Source organism: Psychromarinibacter sp. S121 (genome assembly GCF_049801035.1).
GTDB lineage: Bacteria > Pseudomonadota > Alphaproteobacteria > Rhodobacterales > Rhodobacteraceae > Psychromarinibacter.
Genome location: NZ_JBNAGE010000001.1, coordinates 1,324,222 through 1,347,205 on the forward strand (window position 1 = coordinate 1,324,222; position 22,984 = coordinate 1,347,205).

Here is a 22,984-nt window from a genome sequence, read left to right on the forward strand (position 1 = left end):
CTTAATCCACGGTCCGTGGGACACGTCAACCTTGCCGGAGCGACGCGGCGGCATATCCTTAAGGGGCGTAACGTCAGGGAGACGGCCATGCGGTGGAAGGGGCGGCGCGGAAGCGTCAATATCGAGGACCGGCGCGGGCGCGGCGGTTCGGGGGTGCGGATCGGCGGAGCCGGGGGGCTGGGCGTGCTGGCCATCGTGGCGATCGGCTATTTCCTGGGCGTCGACCTCACGCCGCTGCTGGACGAAACGGTCTCGACCGCGCCCACCGGCGAAACCCGCGAACTCAGCGCCGCCGAGCAAGAGGCCGGGCAGTTCGTCTCGGTCGTGCTGGCCGACACCGAAGAAGTCTGGGCCGACCTGTTCCGCACCCAGTTGAACGCCGAGTACGATCCCGCGACGCTGGTGCTGTTCAGCGCCGTGACCCAGTCGCCGTGCGGTGGCGCCTCGGGCGCGACGGGGCCGTTCTACTGTCCGGCGGACGAGAAGGCCTATCTCGACACCACGTTCTTCGCGACGATGGAACAGCGCCTTGGCGCCGGCGGCGACTTTGCCGCGGCCTATGTCGTGGCGCACGAGATCGCGCATCACGTGCAGGACGAACTCGGCGTTCTGTCGCAGGCCAACGCGCTGCGGGCGCAGGTCAGCGAGGCCGAGTCCAACGCGATCTCGGTGCGTATCGAGTTGATGGCCGACTGCCTTGCCGGGGTCTGGGCGATGCATGCCGACAGCCGGTTCGACATCATGCAGAACGGTGACCTCGACGAGGCGCTGAACGCCGCGCGCCAGATCGGCGACGACACGCTCCAGCGCAACGCCGGCCGTGTGCCTCAGCCGCACACCTTCACCCACGGCACCTCGGAACAGCGGCGCCGCTGGTTCCAGACCGGCTTCGACTCCGGCCAGATCGGATCGTGCGACACCTTCGCGGCAGACACGCTGTAATCCCGTCCCGCCGCCAGAAACCTGTTTACGCCCCGCACGCCGGGCTGTAATCGGAACGTCGGTGGCCCGAGTGGCGGAATGGTAGACGCAGCGGATTCAAAATCCGCCGGTAGCAATACCGTGGGGGTTCGAGTCCCCCCTCGGGCACCGGGATCAATGCAAACAGCTGTCGTATAAGGCAGGCGAAACCATCGGCTTCTCTGCCGTTTCGCTGTTGGCGTCTTTGCCGCAATTGATAGGCGCGCTTGCGTGGCTGGCCGTCGTGGGTCGCGGGGAGGCCGTCCAGAGGTAGGCTGCTTGGAACGGCATGCATTGCCCGCTCCACGCGCGTGCGAGATGACGGCGCGCGTAGTGCAATCTGGTCGGACATGAAAAGTACATGCGTGCTCCCATACCCTGTGCCAGACTTCCAATTCTTTGCAGATTGGCTGGTTTGCCAGACGTTTGGCAAACCGAGATGCCCATTTAAGGGCATAACAACGGACTAGTAAGTCATTGAAAGGTAATGGAGGCGAGTACCGGAATCGAACCGGTGTACACGGATTTGCAAGAGTTGGTATGTGTTTGTAAATAAATATTTTTTTGCTTAGATGTGGCTCAGAACTTTGCGGAACAGACCGGGAATGTTTAGACGCTCGCCACCGCTTCTTGTTGCCGCCACACACTGCCTGTTACCGTGCCTCCACTATCTCATCTTAGGAGGCTTGGCGCATGACTACTCCGACAATCTACGTGCAATGTGATGTCGAGCTAAACGTCTCTGGACCAACAGAAAGAGTCACGGTTACGTGGACGGCAAACGCGCTCAGAACGATCGCAGATCAATTGGAGCGGGGATCGTATGGAGACGGCCACCACGACGTGAGCGATGGATCTGGCAAGAGGATCGGTTCAGTGTACTTCGACTTCTCGGAGTCCGTCGATTGGTAGGAGAGCTCGCCTCCCAACAGAACTTTACGCGTGGAGTTTAGATAATGGACGTGCGATCTTCGCAAGTTACCGGAAACGCAGCCATGCACTATGCAGCCTGGCAACTCTCGCGGAAAGGCTGGAATGTGATGCCTACATCCCGGAACGCGAAGGGAAGCGACCTGTTCTGCGCAAACGACGACGAGTCGATTATCTTCGGCGTGCAAAGCAAAGGGCTATCGAAGCGCGCACCAGTAGGCCTCGGCGGAGATTTGGCTAACCTTCGATCTGATTGGTGGATCGTCACGGTTGGTGCAAAGGGAGACACCCCAGTTTGCTTCATTCTGTCGCTTGATGAAGTGAAGCAGCTTTGCTTCCAAAGTGACCCCTCAAAAAGCAAAACTGGCGCGCAATCTTATTGGCTTCAACCGAAGGCGTACGACCAGCCGCATTTTAGGGAGGCTTGGCATCGGCTGGGCTGAGGTGGGGCGTAGGGAGGCAGCCACTTATGGTGGATGTCTGCTGGCAGCTCACGGCGTACCCTTCAAATGCTTGACGCGGCCAGATCACCAAAGATCACATGAATGGCTGAGAGCCGTCATTCGCTGCGGAGTGGACAAACGGCCGTGATGCGCAAGAAATGGTCGGTCGATGCGTTGTCCAAATAAGGCAGGTCCCCGCTGAGTGCCGCCGCCAGCGCACGTAGCTTGAGCAGCCCGTTTGACCCAGCGGAGAGCATATTCGTCTCTAGTCAAAGCGTCGAAGATCTTCACAAGACAGTAACGTCGCGCTCGACGTCAGACGTCAGTGGCGCTTCACTCTGTTACCCTAAAAGTTCTCAGAACAGCAACTCCATCAGGGGCACCCCAGAATGGGAAGACCATCTGCGGAAATTTCATAGCCTGTGAGTGCATGAGTATACAACGGTCACGTTCCGTCGATTCACGAACCCAATAGCGCTTCGAAAGATAGATAGTATCGGATCCACCTAAGACGATTTGCGGGATGTAGGCCGCCAACAGATGGCGGTCCATTCTCGACAATTTTTTCAAGAATCCGTGAGACCAGTGATCTGCGCGCTTGCAGGCGAAGATGATATGAGGGCGCCTTTCTCGAAGCATTGTTGTAAATATCAAGCTAGGAAGGATTGCGTGAAAGTTCCCAACGTTTGGGTGAGTATTTCTGTCAAAGCCGATTGGGATGGGAATTACGCCGCATCCAGCGAAAGGCAACTCTTTGAGTTCGATGGAGGCAATTGTCAATTCGCTCTTGGAGCCCCACACATGATCGCCAAGAGAATTCACCCACCGATCAGACATCTTGTATGAATATATCGAGCTTTTTAGATTAAAGGCTGAGGAAAAGGCTGTGAATGGATCTTCATTTTCCTTGGAGATACTGTACATTTCTGGCTTGGAGATTAACATTGCTCGGGCCTTGACTTCTTGAGCCCTGCGATATCGAATAAAGCAGAGTGCCCTCCAGAGAAGTACCGTTGCATTTTCTATGTCTATCTCTGCATTCTGAATTTCAGCCCTTCGGAAAACGGACTGCTCACAGTCCCTGCAGTAGCCAGGGAACACAGAAGCATATCTAGCACCCAGCTCTTTCATGCCTCCAAAACTGGAAAACGGTGTGATCTTAGTTTGAAGGATTCTTCCGTTCTCATCTGCGAGAGTCGCTAAAATTCCGTTCTTCTGAAGAGCATGTGAGTTCTTTACCGCCGCCCTACCGCAGTCAGGTGTGCAGCAAGATAAGTCGACAGGGGCAGGCTTTTCGACAGAAATTGCGATTTTTTGCTCAAGACCAAGAAAACGCTTATCTTTAAGAGTGCGATCTTGAACATCGGCCTCCAGTTCAACCAGGTGCTTTCCAATCTTATATTTTTTTGCAAGCCTGGCGGCTTCGTTAGCTGCCTTATAGGGATCCAAAATATTCTCTATCTCATTCGACAACCCCATAAGTGGTTTGAAGTCTCGAAAGAGGTCTTTTCGATCGGCTTTTATGTTGAAGTCGATGTTTCCGTAGTCAGGTGTCGGAGGAATCATTTTCGAAAGCTCTTTGATCTCGGATGAAAGCACTAGATGCTCAAAACAATCTGCGACACAACGGTTGAATTGAAGCGCTGAGATAGGTGCATGCTATGTCGGGTGCTTCCATTCAGCTCACGCTGGTCCCCGGCGCGTGCAGCGTTTGGACCGTCAGTCAGGGCTGACTCCGGCCATCCGCTGCACCTAGTGCAAATGACCGCATTGGGTCGGAGGTTTCCGAGACGTACCTAAATGATACTGGGCTGAGTGATTTCTTGGCGCGCAATCTCGGAAGAAAGTAGATAAAGAAATTGGGCTGGCTGGCCCGTGACAAAATCTTGAATCCGCGATCCGAACTTTCCGACCAACATGTTGTCGTAGTCCTGTGGGCGATATCGCGTCACCGAACCAAGGTGGTACGTTATTGCATAGATGGAAAGAAGTTGCGGCAACCGGGATGCAAGCTCACCTGCCGGACACAAGTACGCATAGTATCTCCTATATGGGGGTATAGAAGTCACAGTAGCCCATAAGTGATGCCGAACTCCAGAAACCAAGGTTTCTAGTAGGTCTGCGGGATGCCGGTCAGGATACGTCACCGTGGCAACTTGCTCAAAGCAAATAACCTTGCGTTCAGTTTGTTCGCGATCACATGCGACTTCATGAAAGTCGGCATGGAATCCCGATTCATTGAGAAATTCAGTGTGGGTAACGCCCAATCGAGAAAGATCATCAGAGAACAGATACAGTCGAAGCCAGACTTCTCGTGTGTCCCGGTTTCTCCAAAACTGGATGTCTTCGAGTGCAACGAATCTTTCTGTTCGATTTGCGGCATCACACCAAAGGCGGTGTCCGGGCAAGATCTGGGGAAAGACATCTCCGAGTCGCAGATCTGTGTTGTGCGGCAAACCGGCGCCCTGTAGCACCAAGAGCAACTCCGAAAAATTCTGTAATTTCCCTTGCCCATTTGGAGATGGAAAGCCTCGTAATATAATGTCTTCATAGTTTGCATTGAATATCTCGGTTATTCCATGCTGCGCATTATTAAATGATGCGTTTGCTCCCCACGTTAGGCAATATACCTTGAGTAGATTCATATAACAGTAGTACAGAGCGAGCGGCCTAGCGGCTTCTACTCCCTTTTCGGTGCCTACAAGATAGAAATCGTGGGCCTGCCTCAGGCAGGCAGATGCTTCTTCTCTTTTGTTTGGGGGGCATTGCTTGGCAACGATATTGTGCAAGATCCCCCACGGCTCGAGCGCAAACAGCTTGGGCTGAATCTTTGCGTGCGCTCTCAGCCTTTTGGTCGGCCAAAACGAAAACTCAGTGGGCCTCCCCTTCGTCTGTAGTCTCTCACCTTCTCTGGCTCGTGGAAGGGGTGGCATGCTGGAGACCCTTTTTTTGGTGCTTTCTTAATAACTCTACTTCGGCAGGGGACAATGCGGCGATGTCTTCAATCTCCTTGCCGCACCGCGGTATACTCGCTGGTGCTGAGTGACCGGTTTGGGCTGACCTCAGCCCTAGGGGTAGCCACATAATTTCGCCTTGCCAAGTTCACATGGCATTCGCGTCATAGCGAACTTCCCGCCCCACGGACGCCTCCACGAAGTGCGCCTGCACCAGAGGAGCCGCATGCCCCCGGAGATTCCATTTATCGGAGGGGGCAGGCGGCGGGCCACATGCCTGCACTACTCTTGTTACACATATGCGTTTAGTGACACCGTTTGCCCGTGAGGTGGCGAGAGGGGCGTGGGGCAAACGGTGTCACTATTTTAGATGCTGAGCTGATTTTCTTGATTGCAGGAATGCCCATATTATTCCGATGGGATGTCGGTATTTTTCGCGCTGTGTGACGGGAAAGCTGCGAAATCTATCTATGCGTTTAGTGACACCAAATTAGCGAGGCATCCTTAACTGTCACCGCATTCTTGTCGCAGACTCCGCCAAGAAGCTATTGTTCCATGTGAGACGTTTGCATGGGCCGGAGGGTCATTCACTTTCATGGTGCGCAAACTGCTGGGAAAACGATTCAGGTTCGGCGGGTTCTGAGATGGCGGTGACGGGAATTGAACAAAAAGCATTAGGCTTGCTGAATGCTTTTGAGCGGGCGGGGAAGTCTGTGAGCCGCGTTCTGGTTGATGGTAGGAAAATTGAACTGGTGTTGGAGCAGCGGGGCGCCGCAGAGGCTGACGAGTTCGAACGGATAGACATGCGTCATGGCTAAGCGCGAACTCCCCAAGCATGTCTACCGCCAGCGGAACGGTATCTACTTTCAGCGGCGTGGTTGGCCTTCGCAGAAATTCCAAAGCGAGTTTGGAACGCCGGAATTCTGGAGGGAGTATGCTGGCATTCTCTCGCAGAAGGACGGCCCTCGTCGGGTTGTGGCACGCAATTTCGGCGCATTGATCGACGACTACCGGAAGTCACCCCGATACCGGAACCTGAAGCCTCGGACCGGGCTGGACTACGACAAGCACCTGGACTTCTTCCGCGAGATTATGGGAGAGGCGAACCCTGCCAAGATGCAGCGCAAGGATGTCATCCGCTTGCGTGATGCCAACGCCGAAAAGGCGTACTTCGCGAACTACTCTCTGCGGGTGCTGCGCATCCTAATGGAGCACTGCGTGGATTTGGGCTGGCGAGACTCCAACCCCGTGCGCGGCGTCTCAGAGCTTAAAACCGAGAAGAAAGAGCGTGACCCTTGGCCCCAAGAGTTGCTGGACGCCTATCGCGACACCTGTGGTCTGGGCACCCGTGAGCGTCTCGTGATGGAGCTGTGCGTCGGCACCGGGCAGCGGATCGGTGACGTGCTCAACATGCGCTGGTCGAACATTGAGGACGGCGCTGTCTGGGTGCGCCAGAGCAAGACGTCGAAAGAGCTGTGGGTGCCCATCCTGCCCGAGCTACAAACCGCACTGGACGCGGCCAGCCGCCACTCTGTGTTTATACTGACGAACGAGCAGGGCGTTAACTCCTGGTCCTATCGAGGTGCCTCGGCGGCGGTCAGGAAGGTCAGGGAGCGCATTGGGGCCTTGGACTACGATATTCACAGCTGGCGCTACAATGCGGCTTGTGAGCTGCTTGAGGCGGGCTGTGGTGACGATCTGATCGCCTCCGTGACTGGGCAAAGTCCGGCAATGGTTCAGCACTACACCAAGAAGGTGCGCCAGCGTCTCAGGGCCGTACAGGCGCAGAGCATGCGGACCGACAGGAAGCGCACCTAAAGCGGCAACGCGGCCCGGCTTAGGCAACACGCTCGGCGCTGCTGCCGCACCATCAAAACTCTTAAGTGAACCGAGATCCACGCTGGCTTGACCTGGCGTCGGTTTTGTCGCTTTGCGCCTGCAAATGCGAACGGAACAAAAACAGAATGTTTAGACAAATGTTTAGACGCGCTGCGCGGTTGTAGTCGCGTTTCGTCTAAGTCATTGAAAGGTAATGGAGGCGAGTACCGGAATCGAACCGGTGTACACGGATTTGCAATCCGCTGCGTCACCACTCCGCCAACTCGCCAGAGTGGAGTTCCGATTAGGTTCTCCGGCTGTGAAGGTCAAGCCGATAGTTTCGGTTGCGCGTGGTTCTTGTGGTGGCGTTGGGTGCGCGGCTGGGCCTAGAGGGTGAACACCGTCGAGCCGACGGTTTCGCGGGCTTCCAGCGCGCGGTGGGCTTCGGCGGCGTCTTCCAGCGGGTAGCGCTGGCCGATGGTGGCCTCGATCTCGCCTGCCAGCAGCTTGTCGAACAGGTGCTTTGCCATCGCCTGACAGCGGTCGTGGTCGGCGAGGAAGGTGAACAGCGTGGTGCGGGTCAGTTGCAGAGACCCGCGCGAGGCGAGGTCCAGCAGGTTCACAGGCGGCACCGGTCCCGAGGCATTGCCGAACGAGATCATCATGCCGACGGGCCGCAGGCAGTCGAGCGAGCGGTCGAACGTGTCCTTTCCGACGCCGTCCATCACCACGCCGACGCCTTCACCGCCGGTGATCTCCTGCACGCGGGCGACGAAATCCTCGGTGGAATAGTTGATCGTGTGCGCGGCGCCGGCCCTGGCGGCGATGGCGCATTTCTCGTCTGTGCTGGCGGTGCCGATCAGCTCGATTCCTTCCGACTTCGCCCAGGCGCAGGCGATTTGGCCGACGCCGCCCGCCGCGGCGTGAAACAGCACGCGGTCGCCCTTGGCGATGGGAACGACGCGGTGGAACAGGTATTCGACCGTCATGCCCTGCAGCATCAGGGCGGCGGCCTGCTCGAAGGACACGCCGTCGGGCATCGGGCACACCTGGGCGGCGGGCATCACGCGCGCCTCGGCATAGGCGCCGGGGGGCTGGGCGGCGTAGGCCGCGCGGTCGCCGGGCTTCAGGTGGGCGACGCCGTCGCCCACGGCCTCGACCACGCCGGCGGCTTCCATGCCAAGGACCAGCGGCATCTCGGACTTGTATAGGCCGGTGCGGAAGTAGGTGTCGATATAGTTCAGGCCGATGGCCTCGTGACGGATGCGGATCTCGCCGGGGCCGGGGTCGCCGACGGGAACGTCGATCAGCTTGATCTTTTCCGGACCGCCAATTTCCTCGATCGCCATCGCACGTACCATCGTCATCCTCCTTCGCTGGTCGGCGCACGGTAGGCGGGGCGCGGCGGGTCGGCAAGAGGGCCCCGTGGCCATGCCCCGGCAACTGCACTAGGTTTGCGTGAACCGGCCCGGGAATCGACGGGCCACCGGAGGACGACACCGCATGACCGCGCGTTTCAGCATTGCGCCGAACCCGACCGATCCGCGCCTGACGCGGGCGGTCGAGGGGGTGGATCACGAGGGCAAAGCCACCACGCTGAACGTGGTGATGGAGCGGCCCCTGACGATCTACCTGAACCGGCAGGAAATCGTCACCGCGATGACGATCGGGGATTACCCCGAGTACCTCGCGCTGGGATTTCTGTTGAACCAGGGGATGTTGCGGCAAGATGATGATGTGACGGCCGTCGAGTTCGACGAAGAACTTGACGTTGTCGTGGTCCGCACCGCGCGCGAAACGGATTACGAGGACAAGCTGAAGAAGAAGACGCGCACCTCTGGCTGTGCGGTGGGCACCGTTTTCGGCGACATGATGGAGGGGCTCGACGGCGTGCGGCTGCCCGCGACGCCCGTGCGGACCTCGTGGCTGTATGCGCTGGCGCACGAGATCAACACCGCGCCCAGCCTCTATCTCGAGGCCGGTGCGATCCACGGCACGGTGCTGTGCCAGCAGGACCGGCCGCTGGTCTACATGGAGGACGTGGGCCGCCACAACGCGGTCGACAAGGTCGCGGGCTGGATGTTCCGCGAAGGCGCCGAGGCGGGGGACAAGATCCTGTACACAACCGGGCGGCTGACCTCGGAGATGGTGATCAAGACCGCGCAGATGGGCATTCCGGTACTGGCGTCGCGGTCGGGCTTCACCGCGTGGGGCGTCGAGATCGCGCGGCAGGTGGGGCTGACGCTGATCGGGCGGATGCGCGGGCGGCGGTTCGTCTGCCTGTCGGGGGCCGAGCGGCTGGAGTGGGACGCGGACCCGGACTTGGTTGTCGAGGAAGACAAGAAACATCGCAGGAAAAGCGCACATGGCTGACATTCCCGGAGTGATCCTGGCCGGTGGCCTGTCGCGGCGGATGGGGGGCGGGGACAAGACCCTGTTGCCGCTGAACGGACGGTCGGTGCTGACCCACGTGATCGAACGCCTGCGGCCGCAGGTGGGGCCGATGCTGCTGAACGCCAACGGCGATCCCAAGCGGTTCGAGGCCTTCGGGCTGCCGGTGCTGCCCGACACGCTGCCGGATCATCCGGGGCCGCTGGCGGGCGTGCTGGCGGGGCTCGACTGGGCGCAGGCGCAGGGGGCATCGCAGATCGTGACGGTGGCGGCGGACACGCCGTTCTTCCCGGTCGATCTGGTGCGCAAGCTGTCGGACGCCGCGCAGCGCGAGGCGAAACCGATCGCTCTGGCGGCGACGCTGGGGGACCGGGGCAAGGTCTGGCGGCATCCGACGTTCGGGCTGTGGCCGGTCTCGCTTCGGGGCGAGTTGCGCGCGGCGCTGGAGGACGGGGTGCGCAAGATCGTGGCGTGGACCGACACCCATGGCGCGGCCTCGGCCCTGTTTCAACCGGGCCGGATCGACCCGTTCTTCAACATCAATACGGCCGAGGATATGGTCGAGGCGGAAACGATCCTGCGGGAGGAGGCATGAGCGCGGTATTCGGCGTCGTCGGCTGGAAGAATTCCGGCAAGACCGGTCTGATGGAGCGGCTGGTGACCGAGATCACCGGGCGCGGGCTGAGGGTTTCGACCGTCAAGCATGCGCATCACACGTTCGACGTGGACCAGCCCGGCAAGGACAGCCATCGCCATCGGCAGGCCGGTGCGCAGGAGGTGCTGTTGGTGTCGGGGCGTCGCTGGGCCCTGATGCACGAACTGCGGGCCGAGGCGGAGCCGCCGCTGGAAGAGATGTTGCGCCATCTTGGGCCGGTCGATCTGGTTCTGATCGAGGGCTACAAGCGCGACAGCCACCCGAAGGTCGAGGCGCATCGGGTCGAAACCGGCCAGCCGCTGATCGCCGAGGGCGATCCGACGGTGAAGGCCATCGCCAGCAACGTCGCGCATCCGGGCATGGACCGGCCGGTGTTCGACCTGAACGACACCCGCGCCATCGCCGATTTCGTTCTGGAACAGACCGGGCTGACCGGGCTGCTTGAGACAGGCTCGTGAAGCCGCCGCCACTGAAAGACGACTGTTTCGCGCTGCCGCCGGGCGTCGCATGGACGCCGGTGGACGATGCGCTTGCCCGGTTGCGGGACCGCCTGCATGCGGTGACCGCAGTCGAGACGGTGCCGCTGGCGAACGCCGCTGGACGGTACCTGGCAGAGGATGTCGTTGCGCAGCGGTCGAACCCGCCGACACCGAACTCGGCGGTCGACGGGTACGGCTTCGCGGCGGCGTCGGTGGGCGAGGGCGTGCAGATCATGCCGCTGGTCGCCGGACGCTCGGCGGCGGGCGAGCCCTTGCCCGGTGCGGTGCCAGAAGGGCATGCGGTGCGCATCCTGACCGGTGCGGTGCTGCCCGAGGGCGTGGACACGGTGGTTCTGCAAGAGGATGTCACGGTCGAGGATGGCCGGATCGCGTTTCGCGGGCCGGTGAAGCCGCGCGCGAACACCCGCAAGGCGGGCGAGGATGTGGCGGCGGGTGACGTGGTGCTGGGGCAGGGCGCGCGGTTGCGGCCTGCCGAGATCGCCATCCTCGCGGCGACCGGGGTGCATTCCGTGCCCGTTCGCGCCCCGCTGCGCGTCGGTGTGCTGTCGACCGGTGACGAGATCCGCGCGGTGGGTGACGACGCGCTGCCGCACCAGATCTGGGACGCGAACCGCCCCATGCTGTTGTCCTTGCTGGCAAGCTGGGGCTGCCGCGCGGTGGATCTGGGCCACGTGTCCGACGACCGGGCCGCGCTGGCCGAGCGGCTGAACGACGGGGCCGGCGAAGTTGACGTTATCCTGACCTCGGGCGGGGCGTCGGCGGGGGACGAGGATCACGTGTCCGGGCTGTTGTCCGAGACCGGAACGATGGAATTGTGGCGCATTGCGATCAAGCCGGGTCGTCCGCTGGCGCTGGGTCTGTGGAAGGGCGTGCCGGTCTTAGGTCTGCCGGGCAACCCGGTGGCGGCCTTCGTCTGCACGCTGGTCTTCGGCGGTCCGGCGCTTCGGCTGCTGGCGGGGGGCGGCTGGCGCACGCCTGTGGCGCTGACGGTGCCCGCGGCCTTCTCGAAGAAGAAAAAGCCGGGCCGGCGCGAGTATCTGCGCGCCCGATTGGACAATACCGGTGCGGCGGAAGTGTTCGGCTCGGAAGGGTCGGGCCGGATTTCGGGGCTGGCGTGGGCCGACGGGCTGGTGGAACTGCCCGATGGCGCGGCAGACATCGGGCCGGGCGATCCGGTGCGCTATATTCCCTTCGCGTCGTTTGGGTCTTCCTGACTTCGCGCGGACCCCGGCCATCCCTTCGCGCGTTAAAAAAAGGCCGCCCAAAGGCGACCCGTCATCCGATCCGTCTGTTGTGTGAAACGGGGGCTCAGCGGCCCCAGCTACGCACCACGCCGCAATCCATGTGCACGAACTTCGAACCCGTGTAGCGGCCAACGCCACCGGCGCGGCAGGCTTCGGCTGCGCGGGCCATCTGGTCGACGCTGCGGCTGTCGAGGTGCAGGTCTGCGGCCTGGCCCTGCATGTGCAGCGAGTTTTTCGCGACACCCGAGGACCGGGCGCGAAGCATCGCGTTGGTCGCCGGCGAGCGGTAGCCCGAGAACAGGGTGTAGGGTTCCGAAACATCCATGAGATTGTGCGAGGCCGACATGATGTCGATCGTGCGCATGTCGATCATGTGCTGTTCGTCGCTGCGCCAGTCGCGCATGAAATAGGTGATCTCTTTCATCACCTCGTTGATGTACTGGCCTTCGATCCAGTAGATGCTGTCGACCATCTCGCCGGTGCGGCCGGAGTACATGCGGATGCGGCGAATGTCGCCCGCTCCGCGAAGAAACCCAGCTGCGTTCGAGAAGGTAGGCGCCGCGGTGACCGTGGTGGCCGCGAATGCGCCAAGCAGAGCACGCCTCGAAAGGCCCTTCGAGCTCGTCGTCATGGTATAAAGCGTCCCGTCGCTTGCCGTTGTCGCCGCTGTTACCGCGGCTGTGATTGCTGCCTCATCCCCAGGCGCATTGCAGTTTTGGCACAGGTCTGAACCTTTTCCAACATGCAGCTGGCCTGTGGTTCCGTCACATACACGGAATCGGCGGAATTCTGCGCAATCGAGGTTAAAATCCCGCTAACGCGGATAGTTGGCGGATTAGGATTGGACCGTTGCGTGATTGCACCAGTCATATAGCCTGACCAAAACGTGATCATTTCCTTCTCTTCGCCACAAGTTAGCTTGGTGAGATAGATACCTCTGCGACTCGCGTATTGGCGAAAGGACGAAGAATGCTGCCCCAGTTCCGGAAGACCCTTGGCCGCACGGCAATCGCCGTGCTGCTCGCAACCGCTGCAAGCCTCTCGTCGGCTCCCGCACAGGCACAGGGTCAGATCACGCCCTTCATGTCGGCGGTGGCCGAAAGCGCGGCGCTCGACAAGGAACTGGCGGCTTTCTACCGGGGCAACGGGTATGAACCCGTCTGGGTCGGGCAGGACGCCGAAAGCGAGGCACGCCGCACCGCGCTGCTGATGGCGCTGCAGAAGGCGGGCGACCACGCGCTGCCGGTCGACAGCTACAATATCCCGCAGCTTGAAGCCGCGATGCGGAACATCTCGACCCAGCGCGATCTGGGCCGCGTCGAGGTTCTGCTCAGCCGCACCTTCCTGAAGTACGCGCACGACGTGTCCTCGGGCATCCTTGAACCGAAGGCCATCGACGAGACCATCGTGCGCGAACTTCCGCGCCGCGACGGCGCCGAGTTGCTGAAGGGCATGGTCGACGGCAATCCGGTGGCGTTCCTGCGTTCGCTGCCGCCGCAGTTCCCGGAATACACCCGCCTGATGAAAGCGCGCCTGAAGATGCAGGAGCAGCTACTGAAGGGCGGCTGGGGCCCGCGCGTCAACGCCGGCTCGCTGAAGCCGGGCGACAGCGGCGACGCTGTGGTGCAGCTGCGCAACCGCATGATCGCCATGGGCTACATGCAGCGCTCGGCCTCGATGGTCTATGATGCGGCGCTTCAGGAAGCGGTGCAGCTGTTCCAGCACGACATGGGCCTGAACCAGGACGGCGTCGCGGGCGCGACCACGATGTCCGAGATCAACGTCCAGATCGAGGACCGGCTGCCGTCGATCCTTGTGGCGCTGGAACGCGAGCGCTGGATGAACATCCCGCGCGGCGAGCGCCACGTCTGGGTGAATCTCGTCGACTTCACCGCCTCGGTCGTCGACCACGGCGAAGTGACCTTCAGCACCCGTTCGGTGATCGGCGCCAACGATCCCAGCCGTCGCAGCCCCGAGTTCTCGGACGTGATGGAATACATGGAGATCAACCCGTACTGGAACGTGCCGCGCTCGATCGCGACGGGCGAATACCTTCCGGCGATGATCGCCTCGGGCGGCGCTGCCGCGGGGCATCTGCAGGTGGTCGCCGGCGGCGGTCAGGTCATTTCGCGCGGTGCGATCGACTGGGCGTCCTACAGCCCGGGCAGCTTCCCCTTCAGCCTGCGGCAGGCGCCGGGGCGCGGCAACGCGCTGGGGCTGGTGAAGTTCATGTTCCCGAACCGCTACAACATCTACCTGCACGACACGCCGTCCAAGTCGCTGTTTGCCCGCGACCGGCGTGACTTCAGCCACGGCTGCATCCGTCTGGCCGATCCGTTCGACTTTGCCTATCACCTGCTGGAACGCCAGACCGACGATCCGGTGAACTTCTTCCAGGGCATCCTGAACAGCGGTCAGAACACCCGTGTCGATCTGGAGCAGCCGATCCCGGTCCACCTTGTGTACCGCACGGCCTTCACCTCGCCGAAGGGACGGCTGAACTTCCGTCACGATGTGTACGGACGTGACGCCAAGATCTTCAACGCGCTGATGCGTGCCGGGGTGGCGCTGAACGACGTGCGCAGCTAAACCCTCAGGGATCACGGACGGCGCGGGTCGCTGGCCCGCGCCGTTTTCATGCGCGCCGGAGGTATCCATGCCCGCCCACACCATCGCCGAGATCGCAGCCGCCCTCGGGGCCGAGGCCCACGGGGCCACGGACCTGACCGTATCCGGAGCGGCCGAGCCGCAATCGGCGGGCCCGCACGATCTGGCGCTGGCGATGGACCCGAAATACGCGGACGGGCTGGCCGCCGGACAGGCGCGCGCGGCGCTGCTGTGGCCCGGCGCCGATTGGCAGGCTCGGGGTCTGGACGCGGCGATCACCGTCGGCCGGGCGCGGATGGCGCTGTCGGGTCTGACGCGGATGCTGGATCCGGGGCCCGACCTGTCCGAGGGCATCCACCCCACCGCCATCGTGGGCGAGGGCGCGTCGGTCGGCGAGGGCGCCGCCATCGGGCCTTTCGTGGTCATCGGACGCGGCGCGAAGATCGGCGCGCGGGCGCGGATCGACAGCCATGCCTCGGTCGGGGCCGACACCATCATCGGCGAAGACGCGCTGCTGCATGCCGGCGCCCGGATCGGCGCGCGGGTGCGGATCGGCGACCGGTTCATCGCGCAGCCCGGCGCGGTCGTCGGCGCCGACGGCTTCAGCTATGTCACCCCCGAGAAATCCCGCGCCGAAGCCGCGCGCGAGACGATGGCCGGCGAGAACGACGCCGCCGCGCAGGCGTGGATCCGCATCCACAGCCTTGGCGCGGTGGTTCTGGGCGACGACATCGAGGTGGGCGCGAACGCCTGCATCGACGCGGGCACGATCCGGCCCACCACCATTGGCAGCGGCACCAAGATCGACAACCAGGTGCATATCGCCCACAACTGCACCGTCGGGCGCGATTGTCTGTTCGCGGCTCAGGTCGGCATCGCCGGGTCCGTGACCATCGGCGACAACGTCATTTTCGGTGGCAAGGTTGGCGTGGTGGACAACATCTTCGTGGGCAACGGCGTGGTCGCGGGCGGTGGCACCAATATCCTGTCCAACGTCCCCGAGGGCCGCGTGGTCATGGGCTATCCGGCGGTGAAAATGGACACCCATGTCGAGATGTACAAGGCGCTGCGCCGGCTTCCGCGCCTTGCAACAGAGGTCGCCGCGCTGAAGAATTCGGTTTCAAAACCGGACGCGAGCGATTAGATCAGCGCCCAACCGGGTGAGAGGACGCGCATGGCCGATACAATCAGGGATCGTGTCAGAAAGATCATCGCCGAGCAGGCGGTTCTGGACGTCGAGGACGTCAAGGGCGAGCAGACGCTCGAGGATCTTGGCATCGACAGCCTTGGGCTTGTGGAGTCGATCTTCGCCATCGAGGAAGAATTCGACATTCAGGTGCCGTTCAACGCCAACGAGCCCGAGAAAAGCGAGTTCGACATCTCGTCGGTCAGCGCGATCATCGCGGCCGTGGAAGGTCTGGTGAAAGACCAGCACGGATGAGACGGGTCGTCATAACCGGCGCGGGAACCATCAACGCGCTGGGGCAGAACGTGGCCGAGACCCTTGAGGCGATGCGCGAGGGGCGCTGCGGTATTTCCGAACTGGATATCCGTGACGTGGAACGCCTGTCCGTCCGTATCGGCGGCCAGATCAAGGGCTACGACGAGCACGCGCATTTCAACCGTCAGCAAATCGCGCTTTACGACCGCTTCACCCAGTTCGCGCTTTTGGCCGCCCGGCAGGCGATCAGCCAGTCGGGGCTCGAGTTCATCGGCGATCTGGCGGCGCGGTCGGGCGTGGTGCTGGGCACTTCGGGCGGCGGGCTGCAAACGCAGGACGACAACTATCGTGCGGTCTACGAAGAAGGGAAGAACCGGGTTCACCCCTTCATCGTGCCGAAGCTGATGAACAACGCCGCGACCAGCCACGTGTCGATGGAGTACAACCTCAAGGGTCCGTCCTTCACGGTGGCGACCGCCTGCGCCTCGTCGAACCACGCGATGGGTCAGGCGTTCAACATGATCCGGTCCGGCATGGCCGACGCGATGGTCACCGGCGGCGCCGAGGCGATGCTGTGCTTTGGTGGCGTCAAGGCGTGGGAAGGCCTGCGCGTGATGTCCAAGGATGCCTGCCGCCCGTTCTCGGCCAACCGGTCGGGCATGGTGCAGGGCGAGGGCGCGGGGATCTTCGTGTTCGAGGAATACGAGCACGCGAAGAAACGCGGCGCTGAGATCCTTGCCGAAGTCAGCGGCTTCGCGATGACCTCGGACGCCAGCGACATCGTGATGCCCTCGAAGCAGGGCGCGGCGCGGGCGATCACCGGCGCGATGGCCGACGCGAAGATGAACCGCGACGAAATCGGTTACATCAACGCGCACGGCACCGGGACGGCGGCGAACGACAAGACCGAATGCGCGGCGGTGGCCGATGCGCTGGGTCCGAAGGCCGACAGCGTGATGATCTCGTCCACCAAGTCGATGCACGGCCACCTGATCGGCGGCACCGGCGCGGTCGAGCTTCTGGCCTGCATCATGGCTGTCCGCGACGGGATCATCGCGCCGACCATCGGCTATGAGGAACCGGATCAGGAATGCGCGCTGGACGTGGTTCCGAACGAGGCGCGCGAGGCGCAGGTCGACGCGGTCCTGTCCAACGCCTTCGCCTTCGGCGGGCTGAACGCGGTGCTGGCGCTGCGCAGGGTCTAGGTCCGCACAGCGATACCGCCACGAAAAAGGCGCCGCGGATTGCTCCGTGGCGCCTTTTCGTTTCTGTGATGCGTCCGCTTACTCGGTGGCGGTCGCCGCCGCAGCGTTCATCTCGGCGGTTTCGTCGAAGGCGGCGGTGAAGCCGGTCAGCGAAACGGGCAGGGTCACCATCTGGTCCGGCGCGGCGACCGGGCGGATCATGATCTTCGCCTCGTTGCCGGCCTTCAGGCCCTCGACGTCCGCGTCCGAAAACCCGAGACGGGCGAAGCAGCCGATCTGCGAGCACCAGGCGAACGGATATTGCTTGGGCTGGGCGCTGTCGATCTGGAACGACAGTTGCGCCGTCAGCAGCGTTTCAAGCGGGGTAACCACGGTGGCGCCCGCGGCGGCCTCGACGGCGTCGTCGGTGATCGGGAAGACGTTGATCTCGGACACCGGGTTGCCGTTCCCGTCTTCAAGAAGCTGGTACAGCTGGCACGGATCGTTGCCGGCCTCGGTGCGGATGCAGCGGACCTGCCAGTCGCCGTGTTCGGAATGGGTGTAGACCGAGCCGGGACCGTCTTCGTTCGCGGCGTCGACGCCCATGTTCAATTCCATGGGGTCGGGAACCGGGGTCTCTTCGGTCGTGTCCTGCGCGAACACCGGGCCGGCGGCCACGATCAGGGCGAGCGGGAGGGCTCGAATCGGATGCTTCATTGGGTATCCATCGCTCTCGTGTGAATTTGTCGGCGCGGGTGTAGCACGGGGCGAAAAGAGTGTCAGTCCCCGTTTTCGAGACCGCCACGCGACACGCGAAATCCCACCGGTTTGCGTGTGCATCACATGAAAAAAGGGCCGTAACCGGCCCTTTTTCCACAACTTTTCTCTCCCTGCCGGACTGGCCGACGTGTTTAGTGGTTCGGACGCTAAGCGCTTTGTGCGCAACGGTCAATGGCAAAAACCTCACAATCCTCGGATGCTGCGTCTGCACGGGAGATGCCGCAGTTGCGGCCTGCAAAAAAGGCCGCGCCCAAGGGCGCGGCCAGTCTGACAGGGAGGAAGTCTGTCCGTTCCACTGGGGACCGGACACCTTAACTATGGCACTCATTTCTTAACATTGTATTTTCGGGTGGGACGCAGTTCGGGTCGGAGGGTAAACATTGGACGGTAAGGTGTTTCTGGGCGGCGGCGGCGCCGACTACGGCGTAAAGCAGGGGCTTCGACTGGACTACGCCAACCGGCACGGTCTGATCGCCGGAGCGACCGGCACCGGCAAGACCGTGACGGTGCAGATCCTTGCCGAAGGCTTTTCGAAAGCGGGCGTCCCGGTCTTCCTGTCCGACGTGAAAAGCGACCTTGCCGGGCTTGCGGTGGCGGGATCCGCCGAGGGCAAGCTGCACGAACCGTTCATGAAGCGCGCGGGCACCATCGGTTTCGACGATTTCGCCTACGAGGCCTTCCCGGTCACCTTCTGGGACCTGTTCGGCCGCAAGGGCCACCCGGTGCGCACCACCGTCGCCGAGATGGGGCCGCTGTTGCTGGCGCGGATGCTGGACCTGTCCGAAGCGCAGGAGGGCGTTCTGAACATCGCCTTCCGCCTGTCCGACGAAGAGGGCCTGCCGCTTCTGGACCTGAAGGATCTTCGCGCGCTGCTCGTCTGGGTTGGCGAGAACGCGCCCGACCTGTCGCTGCGCTATGGCCATATCTCGGCGGCGTCCATCGGCGCGATCCAGCGGCAGCTTCTGGTGCTGGAAAACCAGGGCGGCGCCGGGATCTTCGGCGAGCCGGCGTTGGACCTTGCGGACCTGATGCAGGTCGACCCGGACGGGCGCGGGCGCATCTCGGTTCTGGCGGCGGATCAGCTGATGTCGTCGCCCAAGCTTTACGCCACCTTCCTTCTGTGGCTGCTGTCCGAACTTTTCGAGGAACTGCCCGAGGTGGGCGACCCCGACAAGCCGAAGCTGGTCTTTTTCTTCGACGAGGCGCACCTGCTGTTCGACGACGCCCCGAAGGCACTGATCGACAAGGTGGAAACGGTGGCGCGGCTGATCCGGTCGAAAGGCGTCGGCGTGTATTTCTGTACCCAGAACCCCGACGATGTGCCCGAGGACGTGCTGGGCCAGCTTGGCAACCGCATCCAGCACGCGCTGCGGTCGTTCACCGCGCGGGACCAGAAGGCGCTTAAGCGCGCCGCCGAGACCTACCGTTCCAATCCGCGCTTCGACACCGCCGAGGCGATCCGCGACGTAGGCACCGGCGAGGCGGTGACATCGATGCTCGAGGACAAGGGCGCGCCCGGCATTGTCGAACGCACCCTGATCCGGCCGCCCTCGTCGCAACTGGGCGCCATCACCGAGGACCAGCGCGCGGCGGCCATCGCCGCGTCGCCCTTCGCGGGCAAGTACGATACGGCAGTCGACCGTGACAGCGCCTACGAGAAGCTGACCAAACGCGCCGCCGACGCCGCGAAGGAGGCAGAGGCCGCAGCGGAGCCCGAGGCCGAGGCAGAGGCAGAGCGCGAGTTCGACCACGCCCGGCGCTACGGCGGCGGCGCCTCGTCGCGCCGGTACGAGCCGTCCGGGAAGTCGCGGGGCAGACGGATCGAGAAGGACGACAGCTTTGGCGGTGCGATCTCGGAGGCGCTGAAGAAAGAGCTGCGCGGCACCACCGGCCGCCGCATCGTGCGCGGCATCCTCGGCGGGCTGTTCAAGGCGCGCTAGTCCTCGACAAGATCCTGGCACAGACGTACCAGTTCGCGCTGCGCATCGTCGCGCAGCGCGTCCTCCAGCGCGGCTTCGGCCAGCCGCAGCACCGGCGCGGCTGCGCCGCCGAAATCGTCAAGCTCCACTGTCAGCCCTTGTACGTCGCAGGTGACAAGATCGACCTCTGCCGCCAGCGTGATGCGGGCGGCGGCGTCCAGCCCGATCCACGTGCCGGGAGAGGTGCGGCACCGCAGGTGCCCGGTTCCGGCAATCATCACGCGGTCCCCGTCAAGGTCGATGGTCGCGCGCGACAGCCGCGCGGTGTCCGTCCGGTCGATCGGAGACAGGTTGCGGCACGGATTGGAGCCGACGATCAGGTCGCTCAGCGGGTTCGCCGTGGCGGGCGCGGCGGCAAGCAGGGCAAGAATGACGGCAAGGCGCATGGGCGGTCTCCGTATGACCTGCCCGTCAAACTGACCCCGCGGCGGCTTGCGTCAATCCCGGACTACAGCAGCGGGCGGATCTTCAGCCGGGTGATCCGGTTGTCCTTGCGCTCTAGCACTTCGAAACGGAAGCCGTGGAAGTTGAACACCTGGCCCTGGTTCGGGATCATCTGCGCCTCGTGGATCACCAGACCCGCGATGGTGTTCGCTTCCTCGTCCGGCAGCGACCAGTCGGCGGCGCGGTTCAGGTCGCGGATCGTCATCGACCCGTCGATCAGATAGTCGCCCTCGTCGGTGGGCCGCAGCGGCGAATCCTCGTCCATGTCGAACTCGTCGGTGATCTCGCCCACGATCTCTTCAAGGATGTCCTCCAGCGTGATCAGCCCTTCAAGCGAGCCGTATTCGTCCACCACCAGCGCGAAATGGGTGTGCTGGGCAAGGAACTGGCGCATCTGGTCGTCCAGCGTGGTGGTCTCGGGCACGAAGTAGGGCTTCATCGCCACGTCCATGACGTTGAAGTTCTCCAGCGGGTGGCCGTTGCCTTGCGGCTGGGTGGCGCGGGCATAGATCGCGCGCAGCAGGTCCTTGGCGTGGACCACGCCCACGATGTTTTCGGGCTCGTCGCGATAGACGGGCAGGCGGGTGTGGGCCGAGTTCAGGCACTGTTCGACCACTTCTTGCGGCGGGGCGTCGGCGTTCAGCATCTCGATGCCAGAACGGTGCAGCATGATCTCTTCGACGGTGCGGTCGGCAAGGTCCAGCGCGCCCAGCAGCCGGTCGCGGTCTTCCTTTTCCACCGCGCCCTCGGTGTGGCCAAGAGTGATGGCGCCGACGATCTCTTCGCGCACGGCAAGGATCTGCCCCTCGGGATCGGCGCGGACCCCGAACACCCGCAGAATGGCGCGGACCAGCGCGCGGACGGCGCTGACGATCGGGTTCAGCACAAGGATCACGACGCGGATCGCCGGGGCCACGAAGGCGGCGGCGCGCTCGGCGTTGGTGATGGCATAGGTCTTGGGCAGCACCTCGGCGAAGATCAGAACCAGAAGCGTCATCACCAGCGTCGCGATGGCCACGCCGCTTTCCCCCAGCAGACGGGTGAACAGCGCAGTCGCCAGCGAGGTGGCAAGGATGTTGACGAGGTTGTTGCCCAGCAGGACCGACCCGATCAGCCGTTCGCTGTCTTCGGTGATGGTCAGCGCGGTGCGCGCGGCCTTCGAGCCCTTGTCGGCCTGCGAGTTCAGCTTGCCCCGCGAGGCCGCGGTCAGCGCGGTCTCGCTGCCCGAGAAGAAGGCCGAAAGGATAAGCAGGGCGAGGATGGCGGCAGAGGTGCCCCAAAAGGCGGCGTCGAGGGTCATGGTCCCGTGTCTTCGTTGATGTGTCAGGTTGTTATGGGTGCGGGCAGGGGGCGTGGCAAGTGCAGAGGCGTGGGTTGCCCGTGGACCGTGTGCGCCGTCCCGCAGGCGCTTGCCACGGCGGGGGCAGGCAGCGGCGTTCTGACGTTTTCGTGAACGCGGCGCCGTGGTCGCGATGAGGATTGACCCGAGTCATTTAGTCGGATTTACACGTCGCGCAGCAAGGAGGAGAGACCATCATGCTTCGCACCTGTTTTCTGGCCGCCACGGCCATCGCCGTTGCCGCCCCCGCCATTGCGGACGTCAACATCTACACGACCCGCCAGCCTGAGTTGATCGAACCCGTGATGGAGGCTTTCACCGAGGAAACCGGCATCGCCGTGAACCTCGCCTTTATCAACGAAGGCATCGTGGAACGCCTGAAGGCCGAAGGCGACCGCTCTCCCGCCGACCTTGTGATGACGGTGGACATCGCGAACCTGAAGCAGATCGTCGATGCCGACGTGATCCAACCGGTCGACAGCGAGATCCTGAAGGCCAACATCCCCTCGACGCTGCGCGATACCGAGGATCGCTGGTTCGCGCTGACCGCACGCGCGCGCATCGTCTATGCCTCGAAGGACCGGGTCGCCGATGGCGAGGTGACCACTTACGAAGATCTCGCCTCGGACAAGTGGGAAGGCCGCATCTGCACCCGCTCGGGCACCCACAATTATAACCTCGCGCTGCTGTCGGCGGTGATCGCGCACCACGGCGAGGACGCCGCGAAGGAATGGGCCGCCGGTGTCCGCGACAACCTCGCGCGCAAGCCGCAGGGCAACGACCGCGCGCAGGTTCGCGCGATCTGGGCGGGCGAATGCGACATCAGCCTCGGCAACACCTATTACATGGGGCAGATGCTGGCGGACGAGGAACAGCAGGAATGGGCCAACTCGGTCCGCATCGTGTTCCCCGAGTTCGAGGATGGCGGCACCCACCTGAACATCTCGGGCATCGCGCTGACCAAGGCGGCGCCGAACAAGGACGAGGCGATACAGCTGATGGAATATCTCGCCTCTGACCACGCGCAGGCGATCTATTCCGAGGTGAACAACGAATACCCGGTGCTGGACAGCGCCAAGGTGTCCGATCTCGTGGCAAGCTGGGGCACCTTCACGCCGGACGTGATGGACCTGACCGAGATCGCCGATCACCGCCCGGCCGCGCTGCGGATCATGGAAGAAGTGAACTTCGACGGCTAAGGCTTCGGCCCGCGCCGAACCCGGTTCAGGCCCGTCCCCCTGTGGGGGCGGGCCTTTTCCATTCCAGAGCGCCCCGGTCGCGTAAGACGTGCGAAAGCCATGCGATCCGAAACAGC

Annotated in this window: 21 protein-coding genes and 2 tRNA genes; 15 read left to right on the forward strand and 8 right to left on the reverse strand. The window is 62.8% G+C overall.

The window, feature by feature from the left end:
- Positions 1–87: 87 nt before the first annotated feature.
- From ypfJ to ACP156_RS06395, 3 genes are all read left to right on the forward strand, one after another.
- The gene (ypfJ, locus tag ACP156_RS06385; protein ID WP_425050471.1) at positions 88–942 is read left to right on the forward strand and encodes a KPN_02809 family neutral zinc metallopeptidase; all 855 of its coding nucleotides are present in this window, start codon (positions 88–90) and stop codon (positions 940–942) included.
- A gap of 64 nt (positions 943–1,006) precedes the next feature.
- A tRNA-Leu gene (locus tag ACP156_RS06390) sits at positions 1,007–1,089 on the forward strand.
- Between the two features lie 866 nt (positions 1,090–1,955).
- On the forward strand, positions 1,956–2,333 hold the full coding sequence (locus ACP156_RS06395) for a hypothetical protein (RefSeq protein ID WP_425050472.1): 378 nt from the start codon (positions 1,956–1,958) through the stop codon (positions 2,331–2,333).
- A 333-nt stretch (positions 2,334–2,666) separates the two neighbouring features.
- On the opposite strand, the gene ACP156_RS06400 is transcribed toward ACP156_RS06395, so the two are convergent.
- Positions 2,667–3,932: a hypothetical protein gene (locus ACP156_RS06400; RefSeq protein ID WP_425050473.1), complete on the reverse strand. Its 1,266-nt coding sequence runs from the start codon at positions 3,930–3,932 to the stop codon at positions 2,667–2,669.
- A 197-nt stretch (positions 3,933–4,129) separates the two neighbouring features.
- Entirely contained in the window at positions 4,130–5,122 is a 993-nt protein-coding gene (locus tag ACP156_RS06405; RefSeq protein WP_425050474.1) for a YaaC family protein, read from the reverse strand.
- A gap of 809 nt (positions 5,123–5,931) precedes the next feature.
- On the opposite strand from ACP156_RS06405, the gene ACP156_RS06410 reads away from it, so the two are divergent.
- Both ACP156_RS06410 and ACP156_RS06415 read left to right on the forward strand, forming a co-directional pair.
- The gene (locus ACP156_RS06410; protein ID WP_425050475.1) at positions 5,932–6,105 is read left to right on the forward strand and encodes a hypothetical protein; all 174 of its coding nucleotides are present in this window, start codon (positions 5,932–5,934) and stop codon (positions 6,103–6,105) included.
- A complete protein-coding gene (locus ACP156_RS06415; RefSeq protein ID WP_425050476.1) occupies positions 6,098–7,105 on the forward strand; it encodes a tyrosine-type recombinase/integrase in 1,008 nt (335 codons plus the stop codon). Before ACP156_RS06410 ends, ACP156_RS06415 begins: the two co-directional genes overlap by 8 nt.
- A gap of 215 nt (positions 7,106–7,320) precedes the next feature.
- Here the strand turns inward: ACP156_RS06415 and ACP156_RS06420 are convergent.
- Positions 7,321–7,394, reverse strand: a tRNA-Cys gene (locus ACP156_RS06420).
- Positions 7,395–7,491: 97 nt separating this feature from the next.
- On the reverse strand, positions 7,492–8,466 hold the full coding sequence (locus tag ACP156_RS06425; protein ID WP_425050477.1) for a quinone oxidoreductase family protein: 975 nt from the start codon (positions 8,464–8,466) through the stop codon (positions 7,492–7,494).
- A gap of 142 nt (positions 8,467–8,608) precedes the next feature.
- On the opposite strand from ACP156_RS06425, the gene fdhD reads away from it, so the two are divergent.
- Genes fdhD through glp form a run of 4 tightly spaced genes read left to right on the forward strand, consistent with a single transcriptional unit; the run spans position 8,609 to position 11,865 of the window.
- On the forward strand, positions 8,609–9,478 hold the full coding sequence (gene fdhD / locus ACP156_RS06430; RefSeq protein ID WP_425050478.1) for a formate dehydrogenase accessory sulfurtransferase FdhD: 870 nt from the start codon (positions 8,609–8,611) through the stop codon (positions 9,476–9,478).
- Positions 9,471–10,091 (forward strand): molybdenum cofactor guanylyltransferase MobA, encoded by a 621-nt coding sequence (gene mobA / locus ACP156_RS06435; RefSeq protein ID WP_425050479.1) that lies wholly within the window; start codon positions 9,471–9,473, stop codon positions 10,089–10,091. The genes fdhD and mobA overlap by 8 nt, the downstream gene beginning before the upstream one ends.
- Positions 10,088–10,609 carry a molybdopterin-guanine dinucleotide biosynthesis protein B gene (gene mobB / locus ACP156_RS06440; RefSeq protein ID WP_425050480.1) on the forward strand — a complete coding sequence of 174 codons (522 nt, stop codon included), beginning with the start codon at positions 10,088–10,090 and terminating at the stop codon, positions 10,607–10,609. The genes mobA and mobB overlap by 4 nt, the downstream gene beginning before the upstream one ends.
- Positions 10,606–11,865 carry a gephyrin-like molybdotransferase Glp gene (gene glp / locus ACP156_RS06445; RefSeq protein WP_425050481.1) on the forward strand — a complete coding sequence of 420 codons (1,260 nt, stop codon included), beginning with the start codon at positions 10,606–10,608 and terminating at the stop codon, positions 11,863–11,865. The genes mobB and glp overlap by 4 nt, the downstream gene beginning before the upstream one ends.
- A 94-nt stretch (positions 11,866–11,959) precedes the next feature.
- On the opposite strand, the gene ACP156_RS06450 is transcribed toward glp, so the two are convergent.
- On the reverse strand, positions 11,960–12,526 hold the full coding sequence (locus ACP156_RS06450) for a YcbK family protein (protein WP_425050482.1): 567 nt from the start codon (positions 12,524–12,526) through the stop codon (positions 11,960–11,962).
- Positions 12,527–12,864: 338 nt separating this feature from the next.
- Between ACP156_RS06450 and ACP156_RS06455 the strand changes: the two genes are divergently transcribed.
- The 4 genes from ACP156_RS06455 to ACP156_RS06470 all read left to right on the forward strand — a co-directional run bounded on the left by ACP156_RS06455 (position 12,865) and on the right by ACP156_RS06470 (position 17,148).
- Complete coding sequence (locus tag ACP156_RS06455) at positions 12,865–14,484, forward strand: L,D-transpeptidase family protein (protein WP_425050483.1); 1,620 nt, start codon at positions 12,865–12,867, stop codon at positions 14,482–14,484.
- 67 nt (positions 14,485–14,551) lie between these two features.
- Positions 14,552–15,646 (forward strand): UDP-3-O-(3-hydroxymyristoyl)glucosamine N-acyltransferase, encoded by a 1,095-nt coding sequence (locus ACP156_RS06460; RefSeq protein WP_425050484.1) that lies wholly within the window; start codon positions 14,552–14,554, stop codon positions 15,644–15,646.
- A 30-nt stretch (positions 15,647–15,676) separates the two neighbouring features.
- Positions 15,677–15,943 (forward strand): acyl carrier protein, encoded by a 267-nt coding sequence (locus ACP156_RS06465; RefSeq protein WP_425050485.1) that lies wholly within the window; start codon positions 15,677–15,679, stop codon positions 15,941–15,943.
- The gene (locus ACP156_RS06470) at positions 15,940–17,148 is read left to right on the forward strand and encodes a beta-ketoacyl-[acyl-carrier-protein] synthase family protein (RefSeq protein WP_425050486.1); all 1,209 of its coding nucleotides are present in this window, start codon (positions 15,940–15,942) and stop codon (positions 17,146–17,148) included. Before ACP156_RS06465 ends, ACP156_RS06470 begins: the two co-directional genes overlap by 4 nt.
- A gap of 78 nt (positions 17,149–17,226) precedes the next feature.
- On the opposite strand, the gene ACP156_RS06475 is transcribed toward ACP156_RS06470, so the two are convergent.
- Positions 17,227–17,844, reverse strand: coding sequence for an invasion associated locus B family protein (locus ACP156_RS06475; protein ID WP_425050487.1), 618 nt, complete (start codon positions 17,842–17,844; stop codon positions 17,227–17,229).
- 443 nt (positions 17,845–18,287) lie between these two features.
- Between ACP156_RS06475 and ACP156_RS06480 the strand changes: the two genes are divergently transcribed.
- Positions 18,288–19,847: a helicase HerA-like domain-containing protein gene (locus ACP156_RS06480; RefSeq protein ID WP_425050488.1), complete on the forward strand. Its 1,560-nt coding sequence runs from the start codon at positions 18,288–18,290 to the stop codon at positions 19,845–19,847.
- Here ACP156_RS06480 and ACP156_RS06485 read toward each other — a convergent pair.
- Together ACP156_RS06485 and ACP156_RS06490 are read right to left on the reverse strand one after the other, a co-directional pair.
- Positions 19,844–20,272, reverse strand: a complete 429-nt coding sequence (locus ACP156_RS06485; protein WP_425050489.1) for a hypothetical protein — start codon at positions 20,270–20,272, stop codon at positions 19,844–19,846. The two genes, ACP156_RS06480 and ACP156_RS06485, sit on opposite strands and share 4 nt — an antisense overlap.
- Positions 20,273–20,334: 62 nt before the next feature.
- Positions 20,335–21,630: an HlyC/CorC family transporter gene (locus ACP156_RS06490; protein WP_425050490.1), complete on the reverse strand. Its 1,296-nt coding sequence runs from the start codon at positions 21,628–21,630 to the stop codon at positions 20,335–20,337.
- 236 nt (positions 21,631–21,866) lie between these two features.
- On the opposite strand from ACP156_RS06490, the gene ACP156_RS06495 reads away from it, so the two are divergent.
- Positions 21,867–22,868 carry a Fe(3+) ABC transporter substrate-binding protein gene (locus tag ACP156_RS06495; RefSeq protein WP_425050491.1) on the forward strand — a complete coding sequence of 334 codons (1,002 nt, stop codon included), beginning with the start codon at positions 21,867–21,869 and terminating at the stop codon, positions 22,866–22,868.
- Positions 22,869–22,984 lie beyond the last annotated feature (116 nt).